Here is a 25,371-nt window from a genome sequence, read left to right as displayed (position 1 = left end):
CGCGACGGGGGGAATCACGGCCGGGGCAATTGGTTTAACAGGCAACCATGCTTCGATGTTCCACACCAGTGCGTGACCTGTCTCACCCTCTGTGACGATCACCTCGGTCGGCCCGGTCACTCCGGTCGGCCCGGTCGGCTCGGCCGGCCCAGCCGCGTCAGAGATTCGCCGCGCGGGCCGGCATTCGCCCCTCCCGGGTCCAGGCCAGCAGCTCGTCCGCGGACCAGGTGGTCACCACCCGCTCGGCGGGCACCCCGCACTCCTCGGCCCGGGCGCAGCTGAGGATCTGCCAGTCCAGCTGGCCCGGCGCATGCGCGTCGGTGTCGACGGCGAACAGCACCCCCGCCGCCACGGCCCGGCGCAGCAGCCGGCGGGGCGGGTCCAGTCGCTCGGGGCGGCTGTTGATCTCCACCGCCGTACCGGACTCGGCGCAGGCGGCGAACACCGCGTCCGCGTCGAACTCGGACTCCGGCCGCCCCCGGCCCGTCACCAGGCGCCCGGTGCAGTGCCCCAGCACATCGGCGTGCGGATTGCGTACGGCGGCCACCATGCGGCGGGTCATCGAGCGGGCGTCCATCCGCAGCTTGGAGTGCACGGACACCACGACCACGTCCAGCCGCCGCAGCAGCTCCGGCTCCTGGTCCAGCGAGCCGTCCTCCAGGATGTCGCACTCGATGCCGGTGAGCAGCCGGAACGGCGCCCACCGCGCATTCAGCTCCGCCACCGCCTCCAGCTGCTCCCGCAGCCGCTGTGCCGACAGACCGCGGGCCACGGTCAGCCGGGGGGAGTGGTCGGTGAGGGCGGTCCACTCATGGCCGAGCGCGGCCGCCGTCCGCCCCATCTGCTCGATCGGACTGCCCCCGTCGGACCAGTCCGAATGGGTGTGACAGTCCCCGCGGACCAGCGCCCGCAACCCGGCCCCCAGGCCCTCGGCGGGCGCCGTCCCGACCTCCTCCTCCAGCGCGCGCAGATAGCCCGGCACCTGCCCGGCCAGCGCCTCCCGCACCACCTGTGCGGTCTTCGGCCCGACCCCCTTGAGCGCCTCCAGCGTCCCGGCCGCCGCCCGCTCGGCGATCTCGCCCTCGGGCAGCGCGGCCAGCGTGCGGGCGGCGGTACGGAAGGCCTTCACCCGGTAGGCGGGCGCGAGCGACCGCTCCAGCAGGAAGGCGATCCGGTCGAGGGCGGTGAGGGGATTCATACGGACCAGGGTGGCCCCAGGCGCCCCTGGGGGCGCGGGGTCGTGCCGCGACGGGCCACGGACGGTCCGTAGCGGCCGACGGTCCAGATCACCCTGGCGCCGGATGCGTTCTACGCTCTATTGCATGACCGAACAAGGAGTTCCGCACATCTCCCATCCGCGGGTCCTGGTGCTCGGTGTGTGCCAGGGCAAACCGGGCGAGCCGCCCTTCCGGATCATGGAGATCGACGGTCAGGTGATCGGTGAGGCCAGGCACGTCACCGACGTACTGGAGACCGCCGCCTCGTACGGCATCACCATCCACGACATGGACGACCCGGACGTGGTCCGCTGGGTCGGCGGGGACAAGTACACCTGGACGCTGCACTGAGCCCCGGCCCCCCGGCCACGCGCTAGCTCGTCGTCACCGACACCGAGTCCACCACCAGTTGCTGCGGGAACTGGGTGCTGCCGTCGGGGTCGCCGGGCCAGTAGCCGCCCACGGCCAGGTTCAGGATCAGGAAGAACGGCTTGTTGTCGAACACCCAGGTCTTCCCGCCCAGGTCGGCGGGCGTACGCCGTTCGTAGACGTTTCCGTCCACGGACCAGGTGATCGAGCCGGGCGCCCAGTCGACGGCGAAGGTGTGGAAGTCGTCCGCGAAGGCCTGCCCGTTCGGCAGCGAGTAGGCCGCGCCGATGCCGCCCGAGCCGGAGTAGCCGGGGCCGTGGATGGTGCCGTGCACGGTCGAGGGCTCGAATCCGACGTTCTCCATCACGTCGATCTCGCCCGAGTCCGGCCAGTTCACGGGCGTGCCGAGCATCCAGAACGCCGGCCACATGCCCTGCCCCCGCGGGATCTTCATCCGCGCCTCGACATGCCCGTACTGGGCGTTGAACTTGCCGGCCGTGTTCAGCCGGGCGGAGGTGTACTGGCAGCTGCCGTACCAGCACTGGTACCCGGCCGGGTTCTCCTTGCGCGCCGTGATCACCAGGTGGCCCTGGCCGTCCAGGGCCGCGTTGTCGGTCCCGGAGGTGTAGTACTCCCGCTCGTGGTTGTTGACGTTGTCCCCGGTCTCCAGCGTCCACTTCGAGGGGTCGACGGCGGAGCCCGCGGGCCCGTCGAAGGTGTCGGAGAAGGTGCTGATGGTCGCGGCCGCCGGCGTGGCGGCCCGGGCCCGCGCCGGGCCGACGGCGGCGGAGCCGACCAGCGCGGCGGACAGGGCGGCCAGGATGCATCGGCGGAGCAGGCGTGGGGAGGCCATGGCTCTCCGTTCGGCGTGGGGGGTGTGGAGGTGCGATGCCTCTTGATTTAAGGAGTGAGAAAAGCGGGCGTCAAGACTCCGGTACAGACCTGTTCCTGACGGTAGGTCAGGAAAGTGGACCACCGGTGCCCCGGTGCACGGCGGGCCGCCGATAGCATGACGGCCCGGCCCGAGACGATCAGGCAAGGAGCGGATCGTGCGAGACATCGCCGTCTTCAGCGGCAGCGCCCACCCCGACCTGGCCCGCGAGGTCTGCGCCCACCTCGGAGTGCCCCTCAGACCCACCCGGATCAGCCGGTTCGCCAACGACTGCCTCGGGGTGCAGCTGCAGGCCAACTGCCGGGAGCGGGACGTCTTCCTGATCCAGCCGCTGGTCCGGCCGGTGCAGGAGCACCTGGTGGAGCTGCTGCTGATGTGCGACGCCGCCCGGGGCGCCTCCGCCGCCCGGATCACCGTCGTCATGCCGCACTACTCCTACGCCCGCTCCGACAAGAAGGACGCGCCGCGCATCTCCATCGGCGGCCGGCTGGTCGCCGACCTGCTGGTGGCGGCGGGCGCGAGCCGGGTGCTCGCCATGACCCTGCACTCCCCGCAGGTGCACGGCTTCTTCTCGGTGCCGGTCGACCATCTCAACGCGCTGCGCGAACTCGCCGCGCACTTCCGCCGGTACGACCTGAGCCGCACCACGGTCGTCTCGCCGGACCTCGGCAACGCCAAGGAGGCCGCCGCCTTCGCCCGGCTCGTCGGCGCCCAGGTGGCGGCCGGGGCCAAGCAGCGGTTCGCGGACGACCGGGTGAGCATCAGCTCCGTCATCGGCGACGTCACCGACCGGGACGTCATCGTGCTGGACGACGAGATCGCCAAGGGCAGCACCGTGCTCGAACTCCTCGACCGCTTGCGGGAGTCCGGCGTCCGGTCGGTCCGGGTGGCGTGCACGCACGGGCTGTTCGCGGCGGGCGCGCTGAAGCGGCTGAGCGAGCAGCCGGACGTGCTGGAGATCGTCTGCACCAACACCGTGCCGGTGCCCGTGGACGGGGAGCCCACCGACAAGCTGCGGGTGCTCTCCATCGCCCCGGCGCTCGCGGAGGCGGTACGGCGCATTCACAACGGTGAATCCGTGAGCGCCCTGTTCGAGCCGTCGTAGAGCGCTTGCACGGGAACCGCCTCGTCGCCCGAACTCCTCGGCGCCGGGCAGGTCATCCGGATCGTCCGCCGGTCCGCGCCGCGAGGAACGCCTCACAGCGAGCCGGACGCGGCGCCGGACCGGGCCAGGGCCGCGTCCAGCGTGGGATGCGGGGGCAGCAGCCGGGACAGTCCCGTGACCCGGAAGACGCGCAGGGTCAGCGGGTGCGTGCACACCAGGTGCAGCTGCCCGCCGCCGTCCAGCACCCGGGCGCGGGCCCGGTACAGCAGCCGCAGCCCCGAGCAGTCGAAGAACTCCACCGGCCGCAGATCGATGACGACCCGGGCACCGGGCCGGCCGGTGATCCGGTCCAGCGACGGGCCGATCTCCGTCGCCGACACCAGATCGATCTCGCCCCGCAGCTCCAGGACCGTGTGCGCGCGGTGCTCGTACACACGGAGGTGACGGGTGAGCGGTGCAGGCTCGTCTGGCACGACGGCATCACCTCCCACCCGCGCCCGGACGTCGGTCTCCCGATCGTCAAGTTACCCTCGATGGAAGGAATTTGAGCATGTTCGGTTGACATATGTCTGCGAGTTTGGCGCTTGCCGCCCGGTAACCGGGCCGAGTCGACCGTCAGTCGACCAGAAGGACCAGCTTCCCGGTCGTCCGTCCCGTGTCGCCCACTTCGTGCGCCTTCGCCGCGTCCGCCAGCGGGAACGTCCCGGCGATCGTCGCCGTGAGCTTCCCGGACTCCGCCAGTTCCGCGATCGCCTCCATCCCGGTCCGGTCGGCGTCCACCAGCATGCGCACGGCCCGTACACCCAGCCGCTCGGCCTCCTCGTGGAACTCCCGCGAGCCCCCCGGCAGGATCGACACCACGACACCGCCCGGCCGCAGCACCTTCAGCGACGCGACCGAGGTGTCCCCGCCGAGCGTGTCCAGGACCACGTCGACGTCCCGCACCGTCTCCGTGACATCGGTCGTCCGGTAGTCGACCGGCTCGTCCACGCCGATCTCCCGCAGGAAGCCGTGCTTGCCCGCGCTCGCCGTGCCGATCACATACGCGCCGCGCGCCTTGGCGATCTGCACCGCCACATGCCCGACACCGCCGGCCGCCGCATGGATCAGCACCCGCTGTCCGGGCTGGACGTCGGCGTGCTCGGTCAGCGCCTGCCAGGCCGTCAGGGACACCAGCGGCAGCGCGCCCGCCTGGGTGTGGTCGATCGAGGCCGGCTTGTGCGTCAGGGCGCGGACCGGCGCGATCACATACTCGGCGTGCGAGCCGTGGCCGTAGGGATAGGGCAGCATGCCGAAGACCTCGTCGCCGGGCGTGAAGGCGGCCACGCCGATCCCGGTGGCCACGACCTCCCCGGAGACGTCCCAGCCGAGGACGAACGGCGGGCGGCCCAGGAAGCCGCCGGTGGCCCGGTGCTTCCAGTCGGTGGGGTTGACGCCGGCGGCCCGCACCCGCACCAGCACCTGGTTCGGGCCCGGCTCCGGCCGCTCCACCTGTACTTCCCTCAGGACCTCGGGACCGCCGAGGACGTCCTGGCCGATGGCTCGCATCGTGTTCGCATCGCTCATGGTCACCCAGCCTGCCCGGGTCCGCGCGGCCGGGAAATGGCATGATGGCCATCATTCGCTAGGATTCTGCCATGACCGATGTTCCGCTGCGCACCCGGCGCCCCGAGCGGGTCGTCGTCCTGGCCCTGGACGGCGTCTACCCCTTCGAGCTGGGCATCCCCAGTCGCATCCTCGGCGCCGCCGACGGCCATTACGAGGTGCTGACCTGCACGGTCGACGGCCGCCCGGTGCGCACCAGCGCCGACTTCACGATCGGCGTCGAGCACGGCCCCGAGATCCTGGACACGGCGGACACGGTGGTGGTCGCCTCCGTGCCGCCCGCGTACCTCCCGGCCGAGCTGCCCGACGAGCTCACCGCGGCGCTCGCCCGCATCCGGCCCGACGCCCGGATCGTGTCGATCTGCACGGCCGCGTTCGTGCTCGCCGAGGCCGGGCTGCTCGACGGCCGCCGGGCGACCACGCACTGGCAGGTCGCGGAGACCTTCCGCCGCCGGTTCCCGCGGGTGGACCTCGACCCGGACGTCCTCTTCGTCGCCGACGGCCGCATGCTCACCTCGGCCGGAGCCGCCTCCGGTGTCGACATCTGCCTGCACATCGTGCGCACCGACCACGGCAGCGAGCTGGCCAACTCCGTCGCCCGCCGCTGTGTCGTCCCACCCTGCCGGGACGGCGGCCAGGCCCAGTACATCGAGCAGCCGGTCCCGGAGAGCGGCGCGGCGAGCACGGCCGCGACCCGTGCCTGGGCCCTGGAGCGGCTGGACCAGCCGCTCACCCTCACCGACCTCGCCGGCCACGCCCGGATGAGCCTGCGCACCTTCGCCCGCCGCTTCGGCGACGAGGTCGGCCTCAGCCCCGGCCGCTGGCTCATCCAGCAGCGCGTCGTCCGCGCCCGCCATCTGCTGGAGGCCAGCGACCTGCCGGTGGACCGGATCGCCGCCGAGGTCGGCTTCGCCACCGGCGCCTCGCTCCGCCAGCACCTGCACGCGGCGATCGGGGTCTCCCCGCAGGCGTACCGGCGGACGTTCCAGCAGGCGCGCTGAATCATCCCGCGCTGTGGACCCGCTCGCCGCCCACATAGGTGAGTGCCACGGTCGTCTCCGCGATCGCCTCCGGCGGTCCGGCGAACGGATCGCGGTCCAGCACCACCAGATCGGCGAGCGCCCCGACGGCCACCCGGCCGGTGTCGTCCAGATGGTTCACGTACGCCGATCCGGCCGTGTACGCCATGAGCGCGTCCGCGAGACCGAGCCGCTCCTCGGGCAGGAACACCGATGCGGTGCCGCCCGGCTCGACGCGGTTGACCGCGACATGGATGCCCTGGAGCGGATCGGGGCTGCTCACCGGCCAGTCGCTGCCTGCCGCGAGCCGCGCCCCCGAGCGCAGCAGCGCCCCGAACGGGTACTGCCAGGCGGCCCGTTCGGCCCCGAGGAAGGGGATCGTCAGCTCGTCCATCTGCGGCTCGTGCGCGGCCCACAGCGGCTGGATGTTGGCGGTCGCGCCGAGTCGGGCGAAGCGCGGCACATCGTCCGGGTGCACGACCTGCAGATGCGCGAGATGCGGCCGGGTGTCGCTCGGCCCGTTCGCGGCGCGGGCCGCCTCCACCGCGTCCAGTGCGTCGCGCACGGCGCGGTCGCCCAGCGCGTGGAAGTGGCACTGGAAGCCGAGGGCGTCCAACTCGGTGATATACCCGGGGAGTCGGGACGGGTCGATGAAGCTCTTGCCGCGGTTGGCGGTCGCGCACCCGCACCGGTCCAGGTAGGGGTCGAGCAGTGCGGCCGTGCCGTTCTCGGCGACCCCGTCCAGCATCAGCTTCACCGTGCCCGCCCGGAACCGGCCGTGGCTCAACGCCGCCCGCTTCTCCACGAGTTCGGGGATCTGTTCGGCCCCGCGTTCCCGGTCCCACCACAGCGCCCCCACCACCCGCGCGGTCAGCGAACCGTCCCGCGCCGCCGCGAGATACGCCTCGGCCGGGTTGTCCATACCGAGGAAGTCGCCGACCAGGGCGTCCTGCCAGGCGGTGATGCCGAGCGCGTGCAGATGCCGCTGGGCGTGCAGCAGCGCGGCCAGCCGGTCGGCCGGCGTGGCGGGCGGGGTGAGCCTGCCGACCAACTGCATCGCACCCTCCTGCAGCGTGCCGCTCGGCTCCCCGGTAGCGTCCCGCTCGATCCGCCCGTCCGCCGGGTCGGGGGTGTTCCGGTCGACACCGGCCAGCTGGAGCGCCCGGCTGTTGACCCAGGCACCGTGATGGTCCCGGTTCGGCAGGTACACCGGCCGGTCCGGTACGACCGCGTCCAGCAGCTCCTTCGTCGGCGTACCGCCCGTGAACGCCTCCATCGACCAGCCGCCGCCCAGGATCCACTCCCGCTCTGGATGCGCGTCGGCGTACGCCCGTACGGCGGCCACGGTCTCCTCGGCCGTCGTCGTGCCGGACAGATCGCACTGGGTCAGCTCCAGCCCCGCCGGCACCGGATGGATGTGCGCGTCCTGGAAACCGGGCAGCAGCAGCCGCCCCGCGAGATCGACCATCTCCGTGCCCGGCCCGGCCAGGTCGCGCAGCTCGTCGCCGCCGACGGCGGTGATACGGCCCCCGGTGACGGCGACGGCGGTCGCGGTACGGCCCTCGGGGCCCTCGGGGGTGAGGACGGGGCCGCCGGTGAACAGCAGATCAGCGTGCATGATGCCTTTCCTGGTCGTTCAGTTGGAGGTGGTGAGCAGCTCGGGGGAGTCGGCGTCGGTGCCCGCGCCGGTGCGGAAGTACGGCGATCTGCGGACCCACTTGGCCCAGGCGCCGACCACGAACCCGGAGGCGATCATCGCGACCGGCATGAGCAGCAGGAACCAGCCGTTGTCCGCGCGGAGTTCGAGGTGGTCGGCGGAGTCGTAGAAGGACCGGCAGAGGTAGCCGCCCAGCCCGAGCAGGGCCACCGCGCTGAGCGTCGGCAGCAGCACCGCGCGCACGCCCTGCCGCCAGTCCTCCCGCAGCAGCGCGCGGAAGCGTACGGCGGCCGCCAGCGCGGTCAGTGCGTAGGACAGGGCGACGACGATACCGACGGCGTTCACGACCGCGTCGATCATGTCGGCCAGGCGCGGGATCACCAGCGCCCCCGCTGCCACCACGACGGCCAGCGCCCCGATCAGCAGCGTCCCGGCCGCCGGAGTCCCGTACCGGGCGCTGACCTTGGACCACACCGGCCCGAGGGTACGGTCCCGGCTCATCGCGAACATCCCGCGTGCCGTCGGGATGACCCCGGCCTGCAGCGAGGCCACCGCCGAGAACATCAGGGCGACCAGCGGCAGCGCGGCCAGCGGCTGGGCCGCCAGCCGGTCCCCGTAGTACGCGAGCCCCTGCGCGCCGTGACCTGCCAACTCCTTGGGGGACAGCACCCGTTGGAAGGCGACCGAGCCCAGCAGGAACAGCCCGAGCATCGTCACCAGCGTGATGATCCCGGCCCGGGAGGCGTCCCGCGGGTCGCGCACCTCCTCGTTGACGGTGAACGCGGCCTCGAAACCCCAGTAGCAGAAGACCGACAGCAGCAGCCCCTGCGCCACCGCGGTCGCCGAGGGGATCGCGAACGGGTCGAACCAGGAGAGGCTGAAGGAGTGCGGCCCGGTGACGATGCCGTAGCCGCAGAACCCCAGCAGGACGACGTACTCGAAGACCAGCAGCCCGGTCTGCAGCCGGGCCGCCGTGCGCACCCCGGTCACGGCGGTCAGGGTGACGGCGACCAGGACGACGATCCCCACCGCCGTCGTCTGCGCGGTCGAGCCCGGATCGAGACCGAGCGAGCCGATCCGGTGCAGGCCCGCCTCCCCGGCCAGCTGCAGCAGCGCCGACCCGGTGACCGCCGTGGTGTACGCGAGGAACGCCACGCTCGCCACGAAGTTCACCCAGCCGACCATGAACCCGAGCCACGGGCTGAGCGAACGGCCCACCCACACATAGCCGTTGCCCGCGTTCGGCTCCACCCGGTTCAGCCGCGAGAAGGCCCCGGCGATGCCGAGGACGGGCAGGAACGCCAGCAGCATGATGGCCGGCAGATGCGGGCCGACCACGCCTGCGGTCACCCCCAGCCCGATGCCGATGCTGGTCGTGGCGGCCGTGCTGGAGGCGGCGACGGCGACGCCGTCCAGCACGCTCAGGGACCTGCGCAGCTCGGGCCGCGCGGGGGGATCCACTCCGAAGGGTCTGTCGCTCATGCCGGTTCTCCGCTCGCACCGCGGGGGCCCCGGTCGGCCCCGGTGACCGCACATGAAACTGCCGGGGGGCTTAACAGGTCAACGACGTTGTCATAAGGTGCCGGGCACGAACCAGGGAGGCCCCATGACCGACCGTGTCGTCCCGCCCGCCGCCCGGCAGCGCCGCCGCCCCACCAAACAGGGTGTCGTCCTGTCCGAGGAGCTGATCGTCGCCACCGCCCTGCGGCTCATCGAGGAGCACGGCGCCGACGCCCTCTCCGTGCGCCGCCTCGGCCGGGCCCTCGGCGCCGACCCCAGCTCCCTGTACCGGTACTTCCGGCACACCGACGCCCTGATGCTGGCCATCGCCGACGAACTGATCGGCCGCACCCTCAGGACCTGGCGGCCGACCGGCGACTGGGTGGCCGACCTGCGCGAACTCGGCCTGCGCATGCACGCCGGCGCCCTCGCCCACCCGCGGGCGGCGATGCTCAGCGCCCACCGCGTCACCGGGCGCGCCCATGAGATCCAGGCCGTGGAGAGCATCCTCGGCGTGTTGCGCCGGGCCGGGTTCCCGGACCCGGAGGCGGTGCGCATCTATCACGCGTTCGTCGACCAGTCCCTCGCCTTCGGCGCCCTGGACTCCGCGGGCACCGCCCTGCCGCAGCCGGCGCGCGAGGCGGAGGCGGAGGTGTGGCGCAGCACCTACGGCCGCCTGCCCGCCGACACCCACCCGCACATCGCGGCCACCGCCCCCCATCTCGTCGCCACCATGCGCGCCAGCTCCTACCCGGCCGCCCTCGAACTGCTCCTGACGGCCGCCCGGACACGCCTCGACCACCTGCGCGCGCGGACCCAGGCCTGACGGCCACACTGGACGGGACCGTATCCCGAGGAGGACGTACGCCATGACCCCACCGCCCGCCCGCACCCTCGCGGAGCGCCTGAAGGACACCCTCCACCGGCTGGAGCACGACGTCGACGTCTGGGTCGCCACCGCCGCTCCCGACGGCGGCACCCCCTATCTCGTGCCCCTGTCCTTCGTGTGGGACGGCGCGACCTTGCTGATCGCCACCCCGGCCGAGAGCCCCACCGGCCGCAACCTCGTGGCCACCGGCCGGGCCCGCCTCGGCCTCGGCCCGACCCGCGACGTCGTCCTGATCGAGGGCACCGTCCAGGCGGTCACCCCGGAGGACCTCCCCGAGGAGGACGCCGAGGTCTTCGCCGGCCAGACCGGCTTCGACCCGCGCCAACTCGCCACCCGCTACCTGTACTTCAGAGTCCTCCCGCAGCGCGTCCAGGCCTGGCGAGAGGCGAACGAACTGAAGGGCCGCGAGCTCATGCGCAACGGAGCGTGGGTGAGCGCTCCATAAGGGGCGCGGGCACAGCGAGCATGGTCGGCACAGCGGGTGTCACCGACCGGATCCGGCCGTGCGGCCGGCCGTTCGGCGAGCATTTCCAGCCGCCGGAAGACGGGCCTCGACTCCACCCCGACAAGCAGGACATGCGAGAGCCCCGCCGCGACGGGGGAACGCGGCGGGGCCTGTGGCACGGGTGCCCGGCCCGGGACGGCTTCACACCTGCTCAGCGTAGATTTTTCTGAAACCCGTTGGTGCCCGCCCCGAATCCCGTCGGTGCCCGCCCCGAATCAGCTCCCCGCGAAGGGCTCCAGCACGAAGACCGGGATCTCCCGCGAGGTCTTCTTCTGGTAGTCGGCGTACGGCGGATACGCGGCGACGGCCCGCTCCCACCACCGGGTCTTCTCCTCGCCGGTGACCTCACGGGCCCTCATGTCCTGCTTGACCGGTCCGTCCTGCAGCTCGACATGCGGATCGGAGATGATATTGAAGTACCACACCGGGTGCTTGGGCGCGCCGCCCTGCGAGGCGACCACCGCGTACGTCCCCTCGTGCTCCACCCGCATCAACGGCGTCTTGCGGATCTTCCCGCTCCGCGCGCCCCGCGTGGTCAGCACGATCACCGGAAGCCCGGTGTCCAGGAGCGTCGTTCCCTTCGTCCCGCCGGAGCTCTCGTACAACTCGACCTGCTCGCGCACCCACTGCGTCGGGCTGGGCTCGTACTCGCCCTCAAGAGGCATGGGATCCGTCCCCTTCGTCGGTCCAACAGCTTTCCGTCACCCGCATACAACACCGGTCGCTCGGCGAATCATCCATACCGCGGACGAGTTGGGCCGATGAGGTGACGACCTCCTGCCGGAGCGGGGCTGGAATGCATCCCTGCGACCCCTCTTCTTCGGCCAGATCACCCGGTTCACCGAAGTGGCCGAACTTGGCGTCGACCCATAGGTGCCTGAGGCATCTAATGAAGATCGGCACCACGCACTTCGTCGTCTGCGAGGTCTTTCCATGACGGAACTGACGGACATCACCGGCCCGGCGGCCCAGGCCGACCCCGTCGCCTTCCCGCAGGACCGCACCTGTCCCTACCACCCGCCCACCGGATACCAGACGCTGCGCGACGGGCGCCCCCTGTCCCGCGTGACCCTGTTCGACGGCCGCGAGGTCTGGGCCGTCACCGGACACGCCACCGCCCGCGCCCTGCTCTCCGACCCCCGCCTGTCGAGCAACCGCAGCCATCCCGGCTTTCCCGTCCCCTCCGAGCGGTTCGCCGGCGTTCGTGACCGCCGGGTGGCGCTGCTCGGGGTGGACGATCCCGAACACAACCGGCAGCGGCGGCTCATGATCCCGTCGTTCACCGTCAAACGTGCGGCCGGGCTGCGGCCGTGGATCCAGCGGACCGTGGACCGGCTGCTGGACGCGATGATCGCCCAGGGGCCGCCGGCCGAGCTGGTCTCCGCCTTTGCCCTGCCCGTGCCCTCGATCGTGATCTGCGGCCTGCTCGGAGTGCCGTACGCCGATCACGAGTTCTTCGAGGAGCAGTCCCGCAGGCTGCTGCGCGGCCCCACGGCGGCCGACTCCACCAACGCCCGTGACCGCCTGGACGAGTACCTCGGAGGGCTGATCGACGACAAGGCGCGGCAGACCGAACCGGGCCACGGCATCCTCGACGAACTCGTCCACGGCCGGCTGCGCGACGGCGACCTGGACCGCGCCGAACTCGTCTCGCTGGCCGTCATCCTGCTGGTCGCGGGCCATGAGACGACCGCCAACATGATCTCCCTCGGCACCTACACCCTGCTCCAGCACCCCGGCCGGCTGGCCGAGCTGCGCGCCGACCCGGGGCTGTTGCCCGAGGCCGTCGAGGAGCTGATGCGGATGCTGTCCATCGCGGAGGGGCTGCAGCGGGTGGCGCTGGCAGACATCGAGATCGACGGCACCACGATCCGGGCCGGCGAGGGCGTGCTCTTCTCGACCTCGGTGATCAACCGCGATCCGGCCCGGTACGAGGACCCCGACGCCCTGGACTTCCATCGCCCCGCCCGCCACCACGTGGCCTTCGGCTTCGGGATCCACCAGTGCCTCGGGCAGAACCTGGCCCGCGCCGAGCTGGAGATCGCCCTGGGCAGCCTGCTGGCCCGGCTGCCGCGACTGCGACTGGCCGTCCCGGCCGACGAGGTCCGCTTCAAGCGCGGCGACACGATCCAGGGGATGCTGGAACTCCCCGTGACCTGGTAAGAGGCTCTGATCATGCACATCGACATCGACAAGGACCTCTGTATCGGCGCGGGCCAGTGCGCCCTGGCCGCTCCGAGCGTCTTCACCCAGGACGACGACGGCTTCAGCGCCCTGCTGCCCGGACGCGAGGACGGCGCCGGCGACCCGATGGTCCGGGAGGCGGCCCGCGCCTGCCCGGTGAGCGCGATCAGGCTGTCGGAACCGGCCGGCTGAGCCGGGGCCGGTGACCCCGGCAAGATCCGGAAGTAAGCGACCCCGACCCCGGTCGGCGGCTGTCACCAGGGCTCGCGCTGCCTCGCGGGCCTCGGCCGCCGGCCGGGTCCTCCCGGCGATACCCGCCGTCACCATGGCTCCCCTCGGCGAGCAGGAACAGGATCCGGTGAGTGCGGCGGGCAGTTCGGCGTCGTCCACCGGCGAGCCCAGAAGGAGGACATGGCCGACCGCCCGCCCCTGCCGCCGTTCACCCGCGAGACCGCCGCCCGGCCCGAGGCCGAGCGAGGGGCGTCCGTCCCGCTTCAGTAAGGTGCCCGGATGACCGAACAGGCCGAGCAGCCCTTCCTCTACGTCGTCGTGTGCGCGGCCGGGATCGCCGCGGGCGTCGGCAAGCTGATCACCGCGGCCCAGGAGCGGGACTGGCAGGTCGGTGTCATCGCCACGCCGGTCGCCATGGGCGGTTTCTTCGACGCCGCGGCCGTGGAGGCACAGACGGGCCGTCCCGTCCGGTCGGCCTGGCGCAGACCGGCCGACCCCCGCCCCTTCCCGCCGCCGGACGCCGTCTTGGTGGCACCCGCCACCTTCAACACCGTCAACAAGTGGGCGGCCGGCATCGCCGACACCCTCGCCCTCGGCACCCTGTGCGAGGCCGCGGGCGCGGGCGTACCGATCGCCGTGCTGCCCTGTGTGGCCGACGCGCTGGCCGCCCACCCCGCCTACCAGGACAGCCTGGCCCGGCTGCGCGGGATGGGCGTCCGCTTCGGCGCCGCGTACAACGGCGAAGCCCGGCCGGACGGCGGTCGGCCGGGCTTCGCCTGGGAGCGGGCGCTGGACCTGCTCTGAGCAGGGTCGGCGAAGTCCCCTGCGGTTCGGCTGCGCCCCAAGGGGCGCGGGGCTGTCCCGGTGATTCCGGCGCAGCGCTCAGCGGCAGGTCAGTGTCGGCCCCGCCAGCATGTTCCCGGTGAACATGTCCTGCCCCTTCGGCACCCAGTAGCCGAGCTTCGACACCACCGTGGAGCACTTGGCCCCGACGGTGTAGTTGATCTTGAGCTTCTCCGGGTGGCCGGGCTGCAGCTCGGTCACCGTACAGTCGATGGAGTGCGCCAGCCGGGTCTTCGACGGGTACCGGCCCACCAGCGGGTTGACACAGCGCTTGTCGGCCGTAGTGATCCGCAGGCCGGTGCCCTCCTGGCCGATCATCCCCAGGCGCGCGTCGCCGTCTCCGACGTCACTGTCCCGGCGGATCGTGTAGGTCACGGTGGTCGTGGCGTTGCGGCGCAGCACGCTCCGGTCGACGGTGACGGCGTGCGTGACCTTCGCTTTGGGCGCGGTCAGCGACACGGTGGTCTGCACCGTGCCCTTCAGGTCGACACCGGCGGGCGCCGACCGGACGTGCACGGTGGCGGTGAGGTCGTAGGTGCCCGGACCCGGGTACAGGCCGGAGCCCGGCAGCGTTCCGGTGCCCAGCGACTTGCCGGACCGGCTGGCCTTCCAGGTGCCCTCGGTACGGCAGGCGTAGCGGACCCGGGTACGGCCGATCTTGCAGGTGGCCGGGGCCGTGATGCTGAATCTGGGGGAGCCGGTGTCCGCGCACAGGCTCACATCGGCCTGCTCACCGTGCGTACCGTGCAGCGTGCCGGCGAGCGAGCACACGGTGGCCGGCGTCTCCGGCACCGGTGCGGCAGCGGATTGTCCACAGGCGGGGGTGGCGAGGGCCAGCGGCAGCAGCGCAGCACCGGCCAGGGTTCTCAGAGTGGTGGGACGAGTCGGCACCGCGATTCCTCCGGGGCGGCCGAGACCGGCCGGGTGCCGGTCGTCTGCGCCGACGATGAACCGACAGTACGACGATCGTTCGGCTCCCACGCCGGACGGTCACCTGGGGGCAGCAATACAACCGCCCGGTCGGCGGCGCCCCGAAGCGGCGCGGGGCCGTATCGATGGGCGGCTCACACCGGACCGTCGGCCGCCTTGCGGACGTATCCCTCGCTCCCCGGGGTCGACACGTCCCGGTCCCGGCGGACGATGCTCAGCCGGCCGCCCCAGTGGGCGAGGGCCGAGCGCAGCCCGGTGTCGGTGTACTCGATGTCCACGACCCGGTCGTCGAACGCCTTCGCGTACACCCCGCACTCGTCGTACTGACCGCACTCCTCCGTCACCGCGAAGTCCAGCCCGGCCCGCTCCCGCACACCGGCCAGCGCGGCGGTGTTCTTCTGCGCGATGGCCAGGTGCCGGGCGTGCGCGTGCCGGGACAGCAGGGTCATGAACGCGGTCGCGTCGGCCGCGGTGAGGAGGCGGTGGGAGCGGGTGTAGCTGTCGTAGTTGTCGGGCTCGACGGCGTCGAAGCCCTTCCGGGCGCAACCGTCGATCCACTGGTTCACGCGCTGCGCGACCCGCTCCCGCTTGGCCGGGGTGCCGATGTCGAGCAGCGCCTCGTTCCAGTCCTCGTCGATGACCGCCTTGCCGTGCGCGTCGCGCAGCAGCAGGTCGGCCGGCCAGGCGGAGCGCTCCTCGGGCTGGGCCTGGAAGGCGTTGACGTAGCAGATGTTGTACAGGCCGGGCGCGGGGGAGTCGGAGCGGTCGCGGCTGACGATCCGCACGCCTTTCGGCGGGGGATAGGCGCCGCCGATCTGGTAGTCGAAGCCGGCGCCGCGCGGGGGAAGCCGCACCGCGGCGGGCCGCGACGGGCCGCGCCCGCCCTGGCCACCGGAATCGCCGCCGGAGCCGTCGGCAGTGCCGGAGCCACCGGAGTCGCAGCCGGCCACTGCCGCAAGGGTGATGATCAGGGCCGCTGCCCAGGCGCCTGCGGTCCTGCGGCGGCCCGCGGCGCGGCAAACACCCGTGTGGGGCACGTCCGCTCCCTCCTGCGCACGCCGGTCTGCGCGGCACGGCTCAGGATCAAATCGCCCGGACTGTCAGGTCGTCAAGTCGGTGCAGGAACACGCCGTACGCTCGTCGGTGACCATCGTCCCGAAGGCAGGAGCAGCAACGATGCAGTACGTGAAGCTCGGTTCGACGGGCCTGGACGTGTCACGGATCTGTCTGGGCTGCATGACCTACGGCCTGCCCGACCGCGGTGTCCATGAGTGGACCCTCGACGAGGAGGCGTCCCGTCCGCTCATCCGGCAGGCGCTGGAGGCGGGCGTCAACTTCTTCGACACCGCCAACATCTACTCCGACGGCACCAGCGAGGAGATCACCGGCAAGATCCTGCGCGAGTTCGCCAACCGCGACGAGATCGTGCTGGCCACCAAGGTCAACGGCCGGATGCGGCCGGGTCCCAACGCGGCCGGGCTGTCCCGCAAGGCCGTCATGACCGAGATCGACCACAGCCTGCGCCGCCTCGGCACCGACTACGTCGACCTCTACCAGATCCACCGCTCCGACCCGTACACCCCGGTCGAGGAGACGATGGAGGCGCTGCACGACCTGGTCAAGTCGGGCAAGGTCCGCTACATCGGGGCGAGTTCGATGTACGCGTGGGAGTTCTCCAAGCTGCAGTACACGGCGGAGCTGCACGGCTGGACGAAGTTCGTGTCCATGCAGAACCACTACAACCTGCTCTACCGCGAGGAGGAGCGGGAGATGCTGCCGCTCTGCGCGGACCAGGGCGTCGGCGTGATCCCGTGGAGCCCGCTCGCCCGGGGCCGGCTCGCCCGCGACTGGGGCACGGTCACCGAGCGCAGCGCGGGCGACAACTTCGGCAGCCGCCTGTATCTGGAGAGCGACCGCTCGATCGCCGAGGCCGTCGCCCGTATCGCGAACGACCGCGGCGTGCCCCGCGCCCAGGTGGCCCTCGCCTGGCTGCTGCACCAGGACACGGTGGCGGCCCCGATCGTCGGCGCCGCCAAGCCGCACCACATCGAGGACGCGGTGGCCGCCGTCGAGTTGGAGCTGACCGAGAGGGAGATCGAGGAACTGGAGCAGCCGTACACCCCGCATGCGATCAGCGGCCACGGCGGGCCTCGGTAGGGGACACGGGGAGAGCCGGCTCAATGAGGTCCGTGGGGTGTGAACTCCGTGCCGCACGGACCGGCGCCCTCGCTCTCCGGCAACGGCACCCGGTCGCCGGACATGGACAGCGTCCGGTAGTACGCCCCGATCCGCTCGGCCGAACGGCCCACGTAATGCCCGATGAACGAGCGCCGGAAGCGGTCCGCGGAGCGGTTCGGTCCGGAGCCGTGCACCAGGCTGCCGTTGAAGAACAGCACGTCACCCGGAGCCAGATCCACCGGAACCGGGGTCAGTCCGGCCGGCGGCGGGACGTACTCGCGGGCGAACGACAGCTCCTCGTCGGCGAGTTCGGGGCAGAACAGGTCCATCCGATGGGTGCCCGGGACGACCTCGAGGCCGCCGTTGTCCCGGTCGATCGGCTCACAGGCCAGCCACGCCGCCACACACGTGCCCGGCTCGACCCGCAGATAGAAGTTGTCCTGGTGCAGCGCCTGCCCGCGCGAACCCGGCGGTTTGAAGTAGAACATGCTCTGCGCGGCCAGCACCTCCTCGCCGAACAGCACCTCCAGCACCGCCCGCAACCGGGCGTCCAGCAGGAACTCCCGTGCCACGGCACTGAATTCATGCGGCTGCATCACCCGGGGATACCGGCGCAGCGGGTCGGGATCGGCGGGGCGGGGCGCGAAGTGCCCCGGCACCGGACCGGCCGCATGCAGCGCGGCGAACGCGGCGCACAGCCGCTCGGTCTCGGCCCGGCCGAACAGCCCCCGTACGACGGTGAAGCCGTCCTCCTTGAACCGCTGCCGGAGCGCCTCGGGCAGACGGGGATGGTTGTCCATGGCTGTCATGTGTCCGCTCCTGCGATCCGGGGACCCGGTGATCACTCATCGGGATCCGCTGGTCACTCACCTGCCACGCTAGGCCGACGCGCCCGACGGGAGGATGCCTATGCGTGCTGACGACCTGCCCCCGACTGCTGCCGCCGCCGACCCGTCGCCGCCGCCCGGACTGGTGGTGACCGGCCGCTACCACCAGGGTCCGGGCTACGGCGTGAACCGGCCCCGGGGCTCGGACAGTTGGCTGTTCACCTTCACCCTGGGCGGGAGCGGGCTGCTCCGTCAGGGCGGAGCCAGGGCACGGGCCGGCGCCGGGGATCTGGTGGTGCTCGCCCCGGGCACCGCCCACCGCTACGCCGTCGCGCCCGGCGCCGAGCGCTGGTGGTTCTGGTGGACGCACTGCCGGGCCCGCCCGTCCTGGACGCCCTGGCTCACCCCCTACGCCGTCGCCGACGGCCTGTACGCCGTACCGGCCGTGCCCGGCGCCCTGTACGACCGGATCGACGCGGCGTTCGGCCGGATGCTCGCCGACGCCTGCGGACCGGCCGAGGGCACCCCGCGGGAGCGGGACCCGGTGGCCGTGGCACACGGCGGCCTGGCGCGGGAACTGGCCCTGTGCGCGCTGGAGGAGGTCGTCCTCCTCGCCGCCGGCGGCGGCTCCCGCACGCCGATGTCCGTACCGGTACGGACGCCCCTGTCCGTACCGGACGGGACATCGCCGCCCGCATCGGGCCGAAGCAGGCCGCCCGGGCCGGCTGCCGACGCCCGGGTGCGCCGCGCCGAGGAGCTGATCGCCGCCGACCCCGGCGCTCCGCACACGGTCCGCTCGCTCGCCGAGAGCGTCGCGCTGTCACCGTCCCGGTTCGCGCACCTGTTCACCCAGAGCACCGGCCGGTCCCCGATGCGGGCCCTGCGCGAGGCCCGGCTGCGGCACGCGGCCCGGCTGCTGGAGGGCACCGACCTGACCGTGGAGCGGGTGGCCGCGGCCTCTGGATTCACCAGCCCCTTCCACTTCAGCCGGGTCTTCCGGGAACGCCATGGAGTACCGCCCGGCGCGTACCGGGCGGGCGAACGGCGGTAAGCAGAGGAAAAAGGGGAATCTACTGACCGTTCGTCAATAAGAAATGCTGCCGCGGGCACTTGTCGATAATCGAGAGATCTCTTGTTCGGGCGTGCGCGGCTGTGCAAAAGTGTGCGCTGTCGGTGCGCCGGCACATCGCATTTCCCGACATATATGCGTCAGGCCGCTCCCCGTACGCCCCCCACGCTTCAAAAGAGCCGCCTCAGGTGGACGTTCGAGCAGCCCCGCCACCCTCCCATACTGCTTGGTATGGACTAATTCCGTTATCACGTCTGGAGGAATGCAGTCGTGAATGAGGCAGGGCAGTCGGACGAGCGACTCAGTGCCGAGCTGAAGAAGTGGACGGGAGGGACACCGGCGCTCCATCCGGTCGGCGAACTCCTCGACCGGCACTGGGAAGCGGCCTTCGCCTACGCCCGATTGTGCACGGACGGCACGCGCGCCGCCGGCATGCTCACCACCGCCGCGTTCACCCGGCTCTTCGGGGAATCGCTCCGGCAGAACGGCCCGACCGCCGCCTGGCGGCCCGAGGTGCTGGTCGCCGTCCGCCGGATCGCGGCCGAGTGGGACACCGACGGCCGCCGCGAACTCCTCCACCCGGAGCTCCGGTCCGGCGCCGGCGGTGAGCGCGTCGCCGCCCGGCTGCTGCCGCCGCCCGGCCGGCGACAGCTGTCCCGCGCGTTCCAGCGGGTGCCCCAGACCAGCCGCGCCGTGCTGTGGCACACGGAGGTCGAGGCCGAACCGCTCGCCCTGCCCGCCGCCTTGCTCGGCCTGGACGAGGAGGACACCCGCGTCGAGCTGCGCCGGGCCCGCCAACGGCTGCGCGAGGAGTGCCTCCAGGTCCACCGCGAACTCGCCCCCGACACCGAGTGCCGACGCTATCTGCGCATGCTCGACGTGACGTTCCGGCGCGGCGCCACCGACATCGACCCGGACCTGCGCCGGCACCTGGGCGGATGCGCCCACTGCGCCGGGACCGCCGACCAACTCACCGCGTTCAACAAGGGACTTGGCCTCGCCCTCGCCGAGGCGGTCCTCGGCTGGGCCGCCCACGCCTATGTGGAGTCCCGGGCCACCCGCACCGAGCAGCCCGAGCAGGATGCGCCACGTCCCACCGCCGCACCCCTGCCCGACGAGGCCTTCCAGGCCGTCGAGACGCCGCGGCGAGCCGCTCGCGCCCGGCGTGCCCGGCGGCGCCATCTCGCCCTGGCCGTTGGCACCGTGGGCGGGCTGGTCGTCGTACCCCTGGTGCTGTGGGCGATGCCCGGTTCCGGGGACGGTGCGGCCCCGGCCCGCGGTCGCGCGTCCTCGCCCGCGCCGGGCAAGGGCACCACGAGTCCCGGCGCGTCCTGGGCCGGTGCGAGCCCGGCCGGCCAGGGCGCCGTGCACGGCCGGCTGCGCGATCTCGCCTCCGGGCTGTGCATCGACGTCGTCGGGAAGCGGGCCGTCAAGGACGCCGAGACCGAACTCGCCGCCTGCTCCGCGACACCGAGCCAGCAGTGGACGTACGAGACCGACGGCCTGCTGCGCAACTCCGCCGCGCCCGGCCTGTGCCTGGACTCCCACCTCGGCTACTCGGTCCGCCTCGCCCTCTGCTCGGCCACCGGCGAGACCGCGAGGAACATCCGCTACGACTTCACCCTCCAGGGCACCCTGATACCCCGCTGGAACCAGGAACTGGCCCTCACCCCGGCCGCCACCGACGGCTCCGGCGCCCTGGTCCTCAAGAACCGCGCCCCCGGCGCCGCCCAGCGCTGGAGCGTCGACACCATCAAGCCGGACCTGCGGATGCAGAACGTCAACTGGGACAGCGACAGCCCCTCGTCGCCGACGCCCACCCCGCACCGGCCGACCCGCGCCCTGACACCCACCCCCAAGACCTCCCCGACCACTTCCCCGCCGACCCCGGCCCCGTCCGCTCCGGCGCCCACCCCGTCCGCCACCTTCGACCCCTGCTCCGCGTACCCGTACTACTGCGGTGACGGCGGCTGGGGTTACGGCGGCGGTGGGTACGAGGGCGGGCGCCGCCACCGCTGACCCGGGGGTGGCACGGCGGTGGCGACGCGATCGTGAGCCGTGCGTCAGGACGACCGGCTGCCCGCCGTGCCCAGGAACTCCGCCCAGCCGCCCAGCGGGGCCTGGCCGGGCACCAGCGTGCGCAGCTTGCGCAGTACCGCCGGGTCCTGCGCGTCCAGCCAGGCCACGAGCTGCTTGAACGATACGAAGCGCACGTCGGAGCCGTACGCGGCCATCTTCCCGACGGCCTCCTCCACGGCGTCCATGTAGATGCCGCCGTTCCAGCGCTCGAAGTGGTTGCCGATGAACAAGGGGGCGCGGTTGGTCGTGTACGCCCGCTGGAAACCGGCGACATAGGCGTCGCGGGCCTGGGTGCGCCAGGCGTCGAACTGGGCGCGGTCGCCGTTCGGGTTGCCGCCGGACTGGTTGAACATCATGTTGTAGTCCATCGACAGCACCTGGAACTTGTGCCCGGGGAACGGTATGGACTGCAGCGGGAAGTCCCAGATCTTGCCGCCCTGCACCTTGCCCGGCCAGATCTGCAGTCCGCCGGGGGAGCTGGCGTCGTACTTCCAGCCGAGGGCCGCGGCCGTGGGCAGCAGATTGGACTGGCCCTCCAGGCAGGGGGTGCGGCCGCCGATCAGCTCCTTGTCGTAGTCGAAGGGCAGCGGCTCGAGGTCCGTGAAGCCGGTGTTGGTCTTCCACTGCTTCACAAAGCTCTTGGCCTGGTCGATCTCGCTGCGCCACTCGGCCGGGGACCAGTTGCGCACGCCGTCCGCGCCGCAGAAGTGCCCGTTGAAGTGCGTTCCTATCTCGTGGCCCTCCAGCCAGGCCGACCGGACCTGCTGGAGGGTGGCGTGGATGTGCCGGTCGGCGAGGTAGCCGATGGCGGAGGCGCCGACCGGGTGCTGCGGCGGACGGTAGAGGTGCTTCTTGGACTCGGGCAGGGCGTAGATGCCGCTGAGGAAGAACGTCATCTTGGCGCCGTGGTCGGCGGCCACCTTGCGGAACCGGGAGAACAGATTGTTGCTCAGCTCGCCCGCGCCGTCCCAGGAGAACACCACGAACTGCGGGGGCTTCTGGCCCGGCTTCAGTCGCTCGGGCGTCGGCTGGTGCGGCTGGGCGCCGGTGTCGGCGGTGGAGCCGTCGCCGATCGGCTTCGCCTCGGCCTGGGCCGTGCCCTTGCCGTCCGCCGGGCCTTCGACAGAGAGGCCGGTGCCGGAGGAGCACGCGGCCAGCGTGCCCAGGGCGCCCGCGGCCGCGCCCGCCGTCAGCACCCGCCTGCGTGAGATCCCGCTCATCTTGCTCCCCGAATTCCTGTCACGGCCCCGGTGGGGGCCTGCTCGCCGGTGTGGGTCGCCGGGTTCGATGGCGGGAGCGGGAAGAAAGATCGGGGCTCGGGGCGGCTGTTGCCGTCCTGTGACAGTTGTGGCGCGGTCATGACGAACCCCGCTGCCCGGGGGAGTGGGCAGCGGGGTTCTCGGGGGTGTCGTGGCAGGTCAGGGGGCGGTGCCGGGACTGAACGCCGACAGGAAGACGGACGAGGAGTTCCCGGACACGGGCACCGCACCGCCCGACCACGAGACCTTGAGCGCGTCCCGCTCGTTCGGCGGCGTCACGAGCAGCGCGGTCGGCGTGGCCGTCTTGGCGCCGCTGATACCGGCGTTGGAGAAGGTCAGCCCAGCCCAGGCGCTCTGCCCGGGCTTGAGGGTGATCGTCGTCACAGAGCCCGACTCACGCTTGGGGTCCGGGCCGAGCTGGGTGCCGGAGCCGCTCACGAACGCAGCGCCCGGGAAGCCGCGCAGGGTGCAGGTCCGGCCGGACTTGTTGGTGAGGACGACCGGGAAGTTCTCCTGGCCCGCGCCCGGGTCGTTGCGGCCCACCGAGGCGCTCAGCTCGGAGGTGTGGCAGCGGCTGCTCGCCGGGACGAGCGTGCCGCCGCCGGCGGAGGGGCTCGTCTGCGGGGCGGGGGAGGAGTGGGCGCCGGCGGGTGCCGAGGCCGGTGCGGACGGGGCGGACGCCGGGCTCGTCGGGCCGCCCGTCGCCGGCGCGGCCGTACCGGAGTCCGTCATCGGTGGGTTGCTGCGGACGTCGTGGCTGTTGCCACAGGCGGACAGGAGGCCCAGCACGGCGACCGTGCCCACGAGCAGGGCCCCGTGCCGTGCGGACCGGGGGGTGTACACCATGTCGATCGACACTCCTGGTTGATCATGGCACGCGACGGACCGCGTGCCTGCGGCACCGAGTGCGCCGTCATCACACTCCGATGCGCGCGGCCCCGGAAAAGTTCGGCACACGCAGGTTGTCTTCCCCGTCGTGGCCGCGGGCAGGCGCCCGTCAGGTCACGCTCAGCGAACGGAGTATCTCCTCGGTCGCGTCCTTGTCGCCCCGCTCGCGCACCTGTACGTACACCTGGGGTTGCGCGGCGCCCTTCGCCGGGGCCAGCGCGGACTCGGTGACCGAGCCGCCGTCCGGGCAGCCGCTCCAGGCGCGCACCAGCCCGTGCCAGTCGGCGTCGGTGAAGCTCCGGCTGCCGGAGAAGCGGCAGCCGGAGTGCGCGAGGGCATTCACCCGGGCCGTCACATCGCCGTGCTTGCTGACCCCGACGAACACGCCGTCCACCCCCGCTCCCAGATCGGCCCACCGGGACAGGTCGTCGGCGACCACCAGCCCCGGTTCGTGTCCCTTGGCGAGCCCCAGCGCGCCGGGGTCCCAGCCGGAGTCGCGCAGTTCGTGGCCGAAGGCCGCCGGCACCTTGACGGCCACCCGCCCCGTCGAGTCCGTCACCCGCACCTCGTCCGGGGAGCCGCCACGGTGCAGCAGCACGGTCACCCCGGCCGCGGCCGCCGCCGCGGCGAGCAGCGCGGCCAGCGACAGCGTCACCGTGTTCAGCCGGCCGCGCACACCGTCCAGCCGCCGCGCCGGCCGCGGTGCCGGTGCGGCCGCCGCCAGCCGGTCCAGCTCGTGCGCGAACGCCTGCGCGCCGGGCCAGCGCCGCGCCCGGTCCGGCTCCAGCGCGCGCAGCAGCGCCCCCGCCACGTCCTCGCCGAGGTCCGGCCGCAGCCGCCCGGGCGGTGCGACCCGGCCCGGCGGGCCCGGCACACTTCCCGTGACCAGTTCGTAGCCGACCGCGCCCAGGCTGTAGACGTCGGCCCGCTCGTCGATGCCCTCGCCGGGCTCGGCCTGCTCCGGCGGCTGATAGCCCGCCGAACCCGCGGCCAGCGTGAGCACCGAGGCCTGGGCGAGGCTCTTGGCGAGCCCCAGGTCGGCCAGCAGCACCCGCCGGGTGCCGTCCGGGGCGGTGTGCAGCAGCACATTGGTCGGCTTGATGTCGCGGTGCACGATGCCCGCCTCGTGCAGCGCGGCGGCGGCCCGGGCGGCCTCGGCGGTCAGCGCGAGCGCCTGGCCCACCGGCAGCGGCCCGCCCGCCAGCAGGTCGGCCAGGGTGCCGCCGTCGGCGTACTCCATCACGAAGTACGGCCTGCCGTCGGGCAGTTCACCGATGTCGTAGACCTGCACCACGCGGTTGGAGCCGGCCCGGCGCAGCAGCCGGGCCTCGGACAGGAAGCGGTCCCTGATGTCGAGCCGGTGGGCCCAGTTCTCGGCGAGGACCTTCACCGCGACCGGAGCCTGCAGCTCGTCGTCGTGGGCGAGCCACACCGTGGCGAAGGCGCCGGTGCCCAGCGGACGTTCGAGGCGGTAGCGGCCGATCCGCTCCAGGGAGTGCATACGACTATCATGCCTGGCCTGAGATCGACTTGAAGGGGGACCCTTCGTGCAGGACCAGGCGCCGGTGGAAGACCTCGCCCGGTGGGCCGCCGCAGGCGACAGCGCGGCACTGGACCGGCTGCTGCTTGAGATCCGGCCGGAGGTGGTGCGCCGCTGCGGCCGCTTCCTGCCGTGCCGCGAGGACGCCGAGGAGGCCGCACAGGACGTGCTGCTCCAGGTGGCCCGGCACATCTCCCGCTTCGAGGGCCGCAGCCGTTTCAGCACGTGGCTGTTCACGGTCGTGGCCAACTGCTGCCGGCAGAAGTACCGCGAACTGAAGCGGCGGGCCGCCGAGCAGCCGGCCGCGATCGAGCCCACGTACGCCGTCGACCCGCGCACCACCAGCGTCATCGCCGGTTCCCGCGTGGACCTGCTGGAGGCGCTGGAACGGCTGGAGCGCACGCATCCCCACCTGGTCGCGCCGCTGGTCTACCGGGACATCTGCCAGCTGGACTACGCCGAGGTCGCCGAGCGCGTCGGCATCCCCCTCGGCACCCTGAAATCGCGCCTGCACGAGGCCCGCAAACAGGTACGGCCCTGGCTGGCGGGCGGCTGAGCGGTCCCGCGCCGGCGGCCGGGCGGCAC

General features: G+C 72.5%; 24 protein-coding genes and 1 pseudogene. 12 read left to right on the top strand and 13 right to left on the bottom strand.

Annotated elements, in window-relative coordinates:
- Positions 1-157 precede the first annotated feature (157 nt).
- Positions 158-1,198 (bottom strand): PHP domain-containing protein, encoded by a 1,041-nt coding sequence (locus AB5L52_RS05055; RefSeq protein WP_369362763.1) that lies wholly within the window; start codon positions 1,196-1,198, stop codon positions 158-160.
- Between the two features lie 124 nt (positions 1,199-1,322).
- Between AB5L52_RS05055 and AB5L52_RS05050 the strand changes: the two genes are divergently transcribed.
- Positions 1,323-1,568, top strand: a complete 246-nt coding sequence (locus AB5L52_RS05050) for a hypothetical protein (protein WP_351573152.1) — start codon at positions 1,323-1,325, stop codon at positions 1,566-1,568.
- 25 nt (positions 1,569-1,593) lie between these two features.
- On the opposite strand, the pseudogene AB5L52_RS05045 reads toward AB5L52_RS05050, so the two are convergent.
- Positions 1,594-2,439: pseudogene (locus AB5L52_RS05045) on the bottom strand (family 16 glycosylhydrolase); the annotation flags it as partial.
- A gap of 196 nt (positions 2,440-2,635) precedes the next feature.
- On the opposite strand from AB5L52_RS05045, the gene AB5L52_RS05040 reads away from it, so the two are divergent.
- Positions 2,636-3,583, top strand: a complete 948-nt coding sequence (locus AB5L52_RS05040; protein WP_351573155.1) for a ribose-phosphate diphosphokinase — start codon at positions 2,636-2,638, stop codon at positions 3,581-3,583.
- 92 nt (positions 3,584-3,675) lie between these two features.
- On the opposite strand, the gene AB5L52_RS05035 is transcribed toward AB5L52_RS05040, so the two are convergent.
- A complete protein-coding gene (locus tag AB5L52_RS05035; RefSeq protein WP_351030369.1) occupies positions 3,676-4,056 on the bottom strand; it encodes an anti-sigma factor antagonist in 381 nt (126 codons plus the stop codon).
- Between the two features lie 142 nt (positions 4,057-4,198).
- A complete protein-coding gene (locus AB5L52_RS05030) occupies positions 4,199-5,149 on the bottom strand; it encodes an NADP-dependent oxidoreductase (protein WP_369362762.1) in 951 nt (316 codons plus the stop codon).
- A gap of 71 nt (positions 5,150-5,220) precedes the next feature.
- Here AB5L52_RS05030 and AB5L52_RS05025 point away from each other — a divergent pair, with 71 nt between their 5' ends.
- Positions 5,221-6,189 carry a GlxA family transcriptional regulator gene (locus AB5L52_RS05025; RefSeq protein ID WP_369362761.1) on the top strand — a complete coding sequence of 323 codons (969 nt, stop codon included), beginning with the start codon at positions 5,221-5,223 and terminating at the stop codon, positions 6,187-6,189.
- A 1-nt stretch (position 6,190) separates the two neighbouring features.
- On the opposite strand, the gene AB5L52_RS05020 is transcribed toward AB5L52_RS05025, so the two are convergent.
- Entirely contained in the window at positions 6,191-7,825 is a 1,635-nt protein-coding gene (locus tag AB5L52_RS05020) for an amidohydrolase (protein ID WP_369362760.1), read from the bottom strand.
- An 18-nt stretch (positions 7,826-7,843) separates the two neighbouring features.
- Positions 7,844-9,346, bottom strand: coding sequence for an APC family permease (locus AB5L52_RS05015; RefSeq protein WP_369362759.1), 1,503 nt, complete (start codon positions 9,344-9,346; stop codon positions 7,844-7,846).
- Between the two features lie 124 nt (positions 9,347-9,470).
- Here AB5L52_RS05015 and AB5L52_RS05010 point away from each other — a divergent pair, with 124 nt between their 5' ends.
- Positions 9,471-10,190 carry a TetR/AcrR family transcriptional regulator gene (locus AB5L52_RS05010; RefSeq protein WP_369362758.1) on the top strand — a complete coding sequence of 240 codons (720 nt, stop codon included), beginning with the start codon at positions 9,471-9,473 and terminating at the stop codon, positions 10,188-10,190.
- Between the two features lie 43 nt (positions 10,191-10,233).
- Complete coding sequence (locus tag AB5L52_RS05005) at positions 10,234-10,698, top strand: pyridoxamine 5'-phosphate oxidase family protein (protein WP_351573174.1); 465 nt, start codon at positions 10,234-10,236, stop codon at positions 10,696-10,698.
- Positions 10,699-10,973: 275 nt separating this feature from the next.
- Here the strand turns inward: AB5L52_RS05005 and AB5L52_RS05000 are convergent, their stop codons facing one another.
- Entirely contained in the window at positions 10,974-11,423 is a 450-nt protein-coding gene (locus tag AB5L52_RS05000) for a nitroreductase family deazaflavin-dependent oxidoreductase (RefSeq protein WP_369362757.1), read from the bottom strand.
- 268 nt (positions 11,424-11,691) lie between these two features.
- Here AB5L52_RS05000 and AB5L52_RS04995 point away from each other — a divergent pair, with 268 nt between their 5' ends.
- From AB5L52_RS04995 to AB5L52_RS04985, 3 genes are all read left to right on the top strand, one after another.
- Positions 11,692-12,921 (top strand): cytochrome P450, encoded by a 1,230-nt coding sequence (locus AB5L52_RS04995; protein WP_351573177.1) that lies wholly within the window; start codon positions 11,692-11,694, stop codon positions 12,919-12,921.
- 12 nt (positions 12,922-12,933) lie between these two features.
- The gene (locus AB5L52_RS04990; RefSeq protein ID WP_351030347.1) at positions 12,934-13,134 is read left to right on the top strand and encodes a ferredoxin; all 201 of its coding nucleotides are present in this window, start codon (positions 12,934-12,936) and stop codon (positions 13,132-13,134) included.
- 318 nt (positions 13,135-13,452) lie between these two features.
- On the top strand, positions 13,453-13,977 hold the full coding sequence (locus AB5L52_RS04985; protein WP_369362756.1) for a flavoprotein: 525 nt from the start codon (positions 13,453-13,455) through the stop codon (positions 13,975-13,977).
- Between the two features lie 78 nt (positions 13,978-14,055).
- Here the strand turns inward: AB5L52_RS04985 and AB5L52_RS04980 are convergent, their stop codons facing one another.
- Entirely contained in the window at positions 14,056-14,907 is an 852-nt protein-coding gene (locus tag AB5L52_RS04980) for a hypothetical protein (RefSeq protein WP_351030342.1), read from the bottom strand.
- Positions 14,908-15,080: 173 nt separating this feature from the next.
- Positions 15,081-15,983 carry an endo alpha-1,4 polygalactosaminidase gene (locus AB5L52_RS04975; protein WP_369362755.1) on the bottom strand — a complete coding sequence of 301 codons (903 nt, stop codon included), beginning with the start codon at positions 15,981-15,983 and terminating at the stop codon, positions 15,081-15,083.
- A gap of 139 nt (positions 15,984-16,122) precedes the next feature.
- On the opposite strand from AB5L52_RS04975, the gene AB5L52_RS04970 reads away from it, so the two are divergent.
- Positions 16,123-17,103: an aldo/keto reductase gene (locus AB5L52_RS04970; protein WP_351573191.1), complete on the top strand. Its 981-nt coding sequence runs from the start codon at positions 16,123-16,125 to the stop codon at positions 17,101-17,103.
- A gap of 20 nt (positions 17,104-17,123) precedes the next feature.
- Here the strand turns inward: AB5L52_RS04970 and AB5L52_RS04965 are convergent, their stop codons facing one another.
- A complete protein-coding gene (locus tag AB5L52_RS04965; RefSeq protein ID WP_369362754.1) occupies positions 17,124-17,933 on the bottom strand; it encodes a phytanoyl-CoA dioxygenase family protein in 810 nt (269 codons plus the stop codon).
- A gap of 100 nt (positions 17,934-18,033) precedes the next feature.
- Here AB5L52_RS04965 and AB5L52_RS04960 point away from each other — a divergent pair, with 100 nt between their 5' ends.
- Positions 18,034-19,002 carry a helix-turn-helix domain-containing protein gene (locus AB5L52_RS04960; protein ID WP_369362753.1) on the top strand — a complete coding sequence of 323 codons (969 nt, stop codon included), beginning with the start codon at positions 18,034-18,036 and terminating at the stop codon, positions 19,000-19,002.
- Positions 19,003-19,290: 288 nt separating this feature from the next.
- Complete coding sequence (locus AB5L52_RS04955; protein WP_369362752.1) at positions 19,291-21,039, top strand: ricin-type beta-trefoil lectin domain protein; 1,749 nt, start codon at positions 19,291-19,293, stop codon at positions 21,037-21,039.
- Positions 21,040-21,083: 44 nt separating this feature from the next.
- Here the strand turns inward: AB5L52_RS04955 and AB5L52_RS04950 are convergent, their stop codons facing one another.
- From AB5L52_RS04950 to AB5L52_RS04940, 3 genes are all read right to left on the bottom strand, one after another.
- Positions 21,084-22,319, bottom strand: coding sequence for a hypothetical protein (locus AB5L52_RS04950; RefSeq protein WP_351573203.1), 1,236 nt, complete (start codon positions 22,317-22,319; stop codon positions 21,084-21,086).
- A gap of 198 nt (positions 22,320-22,517) precedes the next feature.
- The gene (locus AB5L52_RS04945) at positions 22,518-23,204 is read right to left on the bottom strand and encodes a DUF4232 domain-containing protein (RefSeq protein WP_369362751.1); all 687 of its coding nucleotides are present in this window, start codon (positions 23,202-23,204) and stop codon (positions 22,518-22,520) included.
- A 151-nt stretch (positions 23,205-23,355) separates the two neighbouring features.
- Positions 23,356-24,747, bottom strand: coding sequence for a serine/threonine-protein kinase (locus AB5L52_RS04940; RefSeq protein ID WP_369362750.1), 1,392 nt, complete (start codon positions 24,745-24,747; stop codon positions 23,356-23,358).
- A gap of 46 nt (positions 24,748-24,793) precedes the next feature.
- Between AB5L52_RS04940 and AB5L52_RS04935 the strand changes: the two genes are divergently transcribed.
- Positions 24,794-25,342, top strand: coding sequence for an RNA polymerase sigma factor (locus tag AB5L52_RS04935; RefSeq protein ID WP_369362749.1), 549 nt, complete (start codon positions 24,794-24,796; stop codon positions 25,340-25,342).
- Positions 25,343-25,371 lie beyond the last annotated feature (29 nt).

Origin of the sequence: Streptomyces sp. CG4, assembly GCF_041080655.1 — a bacterium.
Classification (GTDB): domain Bacteria; phylum Actinomycetota; class Actinomycetes; order Streptomycetales; family Streptomycetaceae; genus Streptomyces.
The sequence above is the reverse complement of the archived record's forward strand: the minus strand, read 5'-3'. Positions and strand labels throughout refer to the sequence as shown.

Coding starts and splice junctions, on each gene's coding strand:
- AB5L52_RS04985 (WP_369362756.1), top strand. CDS start 13,453: ATGACCGAACAGGCCGAGCAGCCCTTCCTCTACGTCGTCGTGTGCGCG.
- AB5L52_RS05030 (WP_369362762.1), bottom strand. CDS start 5,149: ATGAGCGATGCGAACACGATGCGAGCCATCGGCCAGGACGTCCTCGGC.
- AB5L52_RS04965 (WP_369362754.1), bottom strand. CDS start 17,933: ATGACAGCCATGGACAACCATCCCCGTCTGCCCGAGGCGCTCCGGCAG.
- AB5L52_RS04950 (WP_351573203.1), bottom strand. CDS start 22,319: ATGAGCGGGATCTCACGCAGGCGGGTGCTGACGGCGGGCGCGGCCGCG.
- AB5L52_RS05025 (WP_369362761.1), top strand. CDS start 5,221: ATGACCGATGTTCCGCTGCGCACCCGGCGCCCCGAGCGGGTCGTCGTC.
- AB5L52_RS04960 (WP_369362753.1), top strand. CDS start 18,034: ATGCGTGCTGACGACCTGCCCCCGACTGCTGCCGCCGCCGACCCGTCG.
- AB5L52_RS05015 (WP_369362759.1), bottom strand. CDS start 9,346: ATGAGCGACAGACCCTTCGGAGTGGATCCCCCCGCGCGGCCCGAGCTG.
- AB5L52_RS04940 (WP_369362750.1), bottom strand. CDS start 24,747: ATGCACTCCCTGGAGCGGATCGGCCGCTACCGCCTCGAACGTCCGCTG.
- AB5L52_RS04970 (WP_351573191.1), top strand. CDS start 16,123: ATGCAGTACGTGAAGCTCGGTTCGACGGGCCTGGACGTGTCACGGATC.
- AB5L52_RS05050 (WP_351573152.1), top strand. CDS start 1,323: ATGACCGAACAAGGAGTTCCGCACATCTCCCATCCGCGGGTCCTGGTG.
- AB5L52_RS05005 (WP_351573174.1), top strand. CDS start 10,234: ATGACCCCACCGCCCGCCCGCACCCTCGCGGAGCGCCTGAAGGACACC.
- AB5L52_RS04990 (WP_351030347.1), top strand. CDS start 12,934: ATGCACATCGACATCGACAAGGACCTCTGTATCGGCGCGGGCCAGTGC.
- AB5L52_RS05010 (WP_369362758.1), top strand. CDS start 9,471: ATGACCGACCGTGTCGTCCCGCCCGCCGCCCGGCAGCGCCGCCGCCCC.
- AB5L52_RS05020 (WP_369362760.1), bottom strand. CDS start 7,825: ATGCACGCTGATCTGCTGTTCACCGGCGGCCCCGTCCTCACCCCCGAG.
- AB5L52_RS04945 (WP_369362751.1), bottom strand. CDS start 23,204: ATGGTGTACACCCCCCGGTCCGCACGGCACGGGGCCCTGCTCGTGGGC.
- AB5L52_RS04995 (WP_351573177.1), top strand. CDS start 11,692: ATGACGGAACTGACGGACATCACCGGCCCGGCGGCCCAGGCCGACCCC.
- AB5L52_RS05055 (WP_369362763.1), bottom strand. CDS start 1,198: ATGAATCCCCTCACCGCCCTCGACCGGATCGCCTTCCTGCTGGAGCGG.
- AB5L52_RS05000 (WP_369362757.1), bottom strand. CDS start 11,423: ATGCCTCTTGAGGGCGAGTACGAGCCCAGCCCGACGCAGTGGGTGCGC.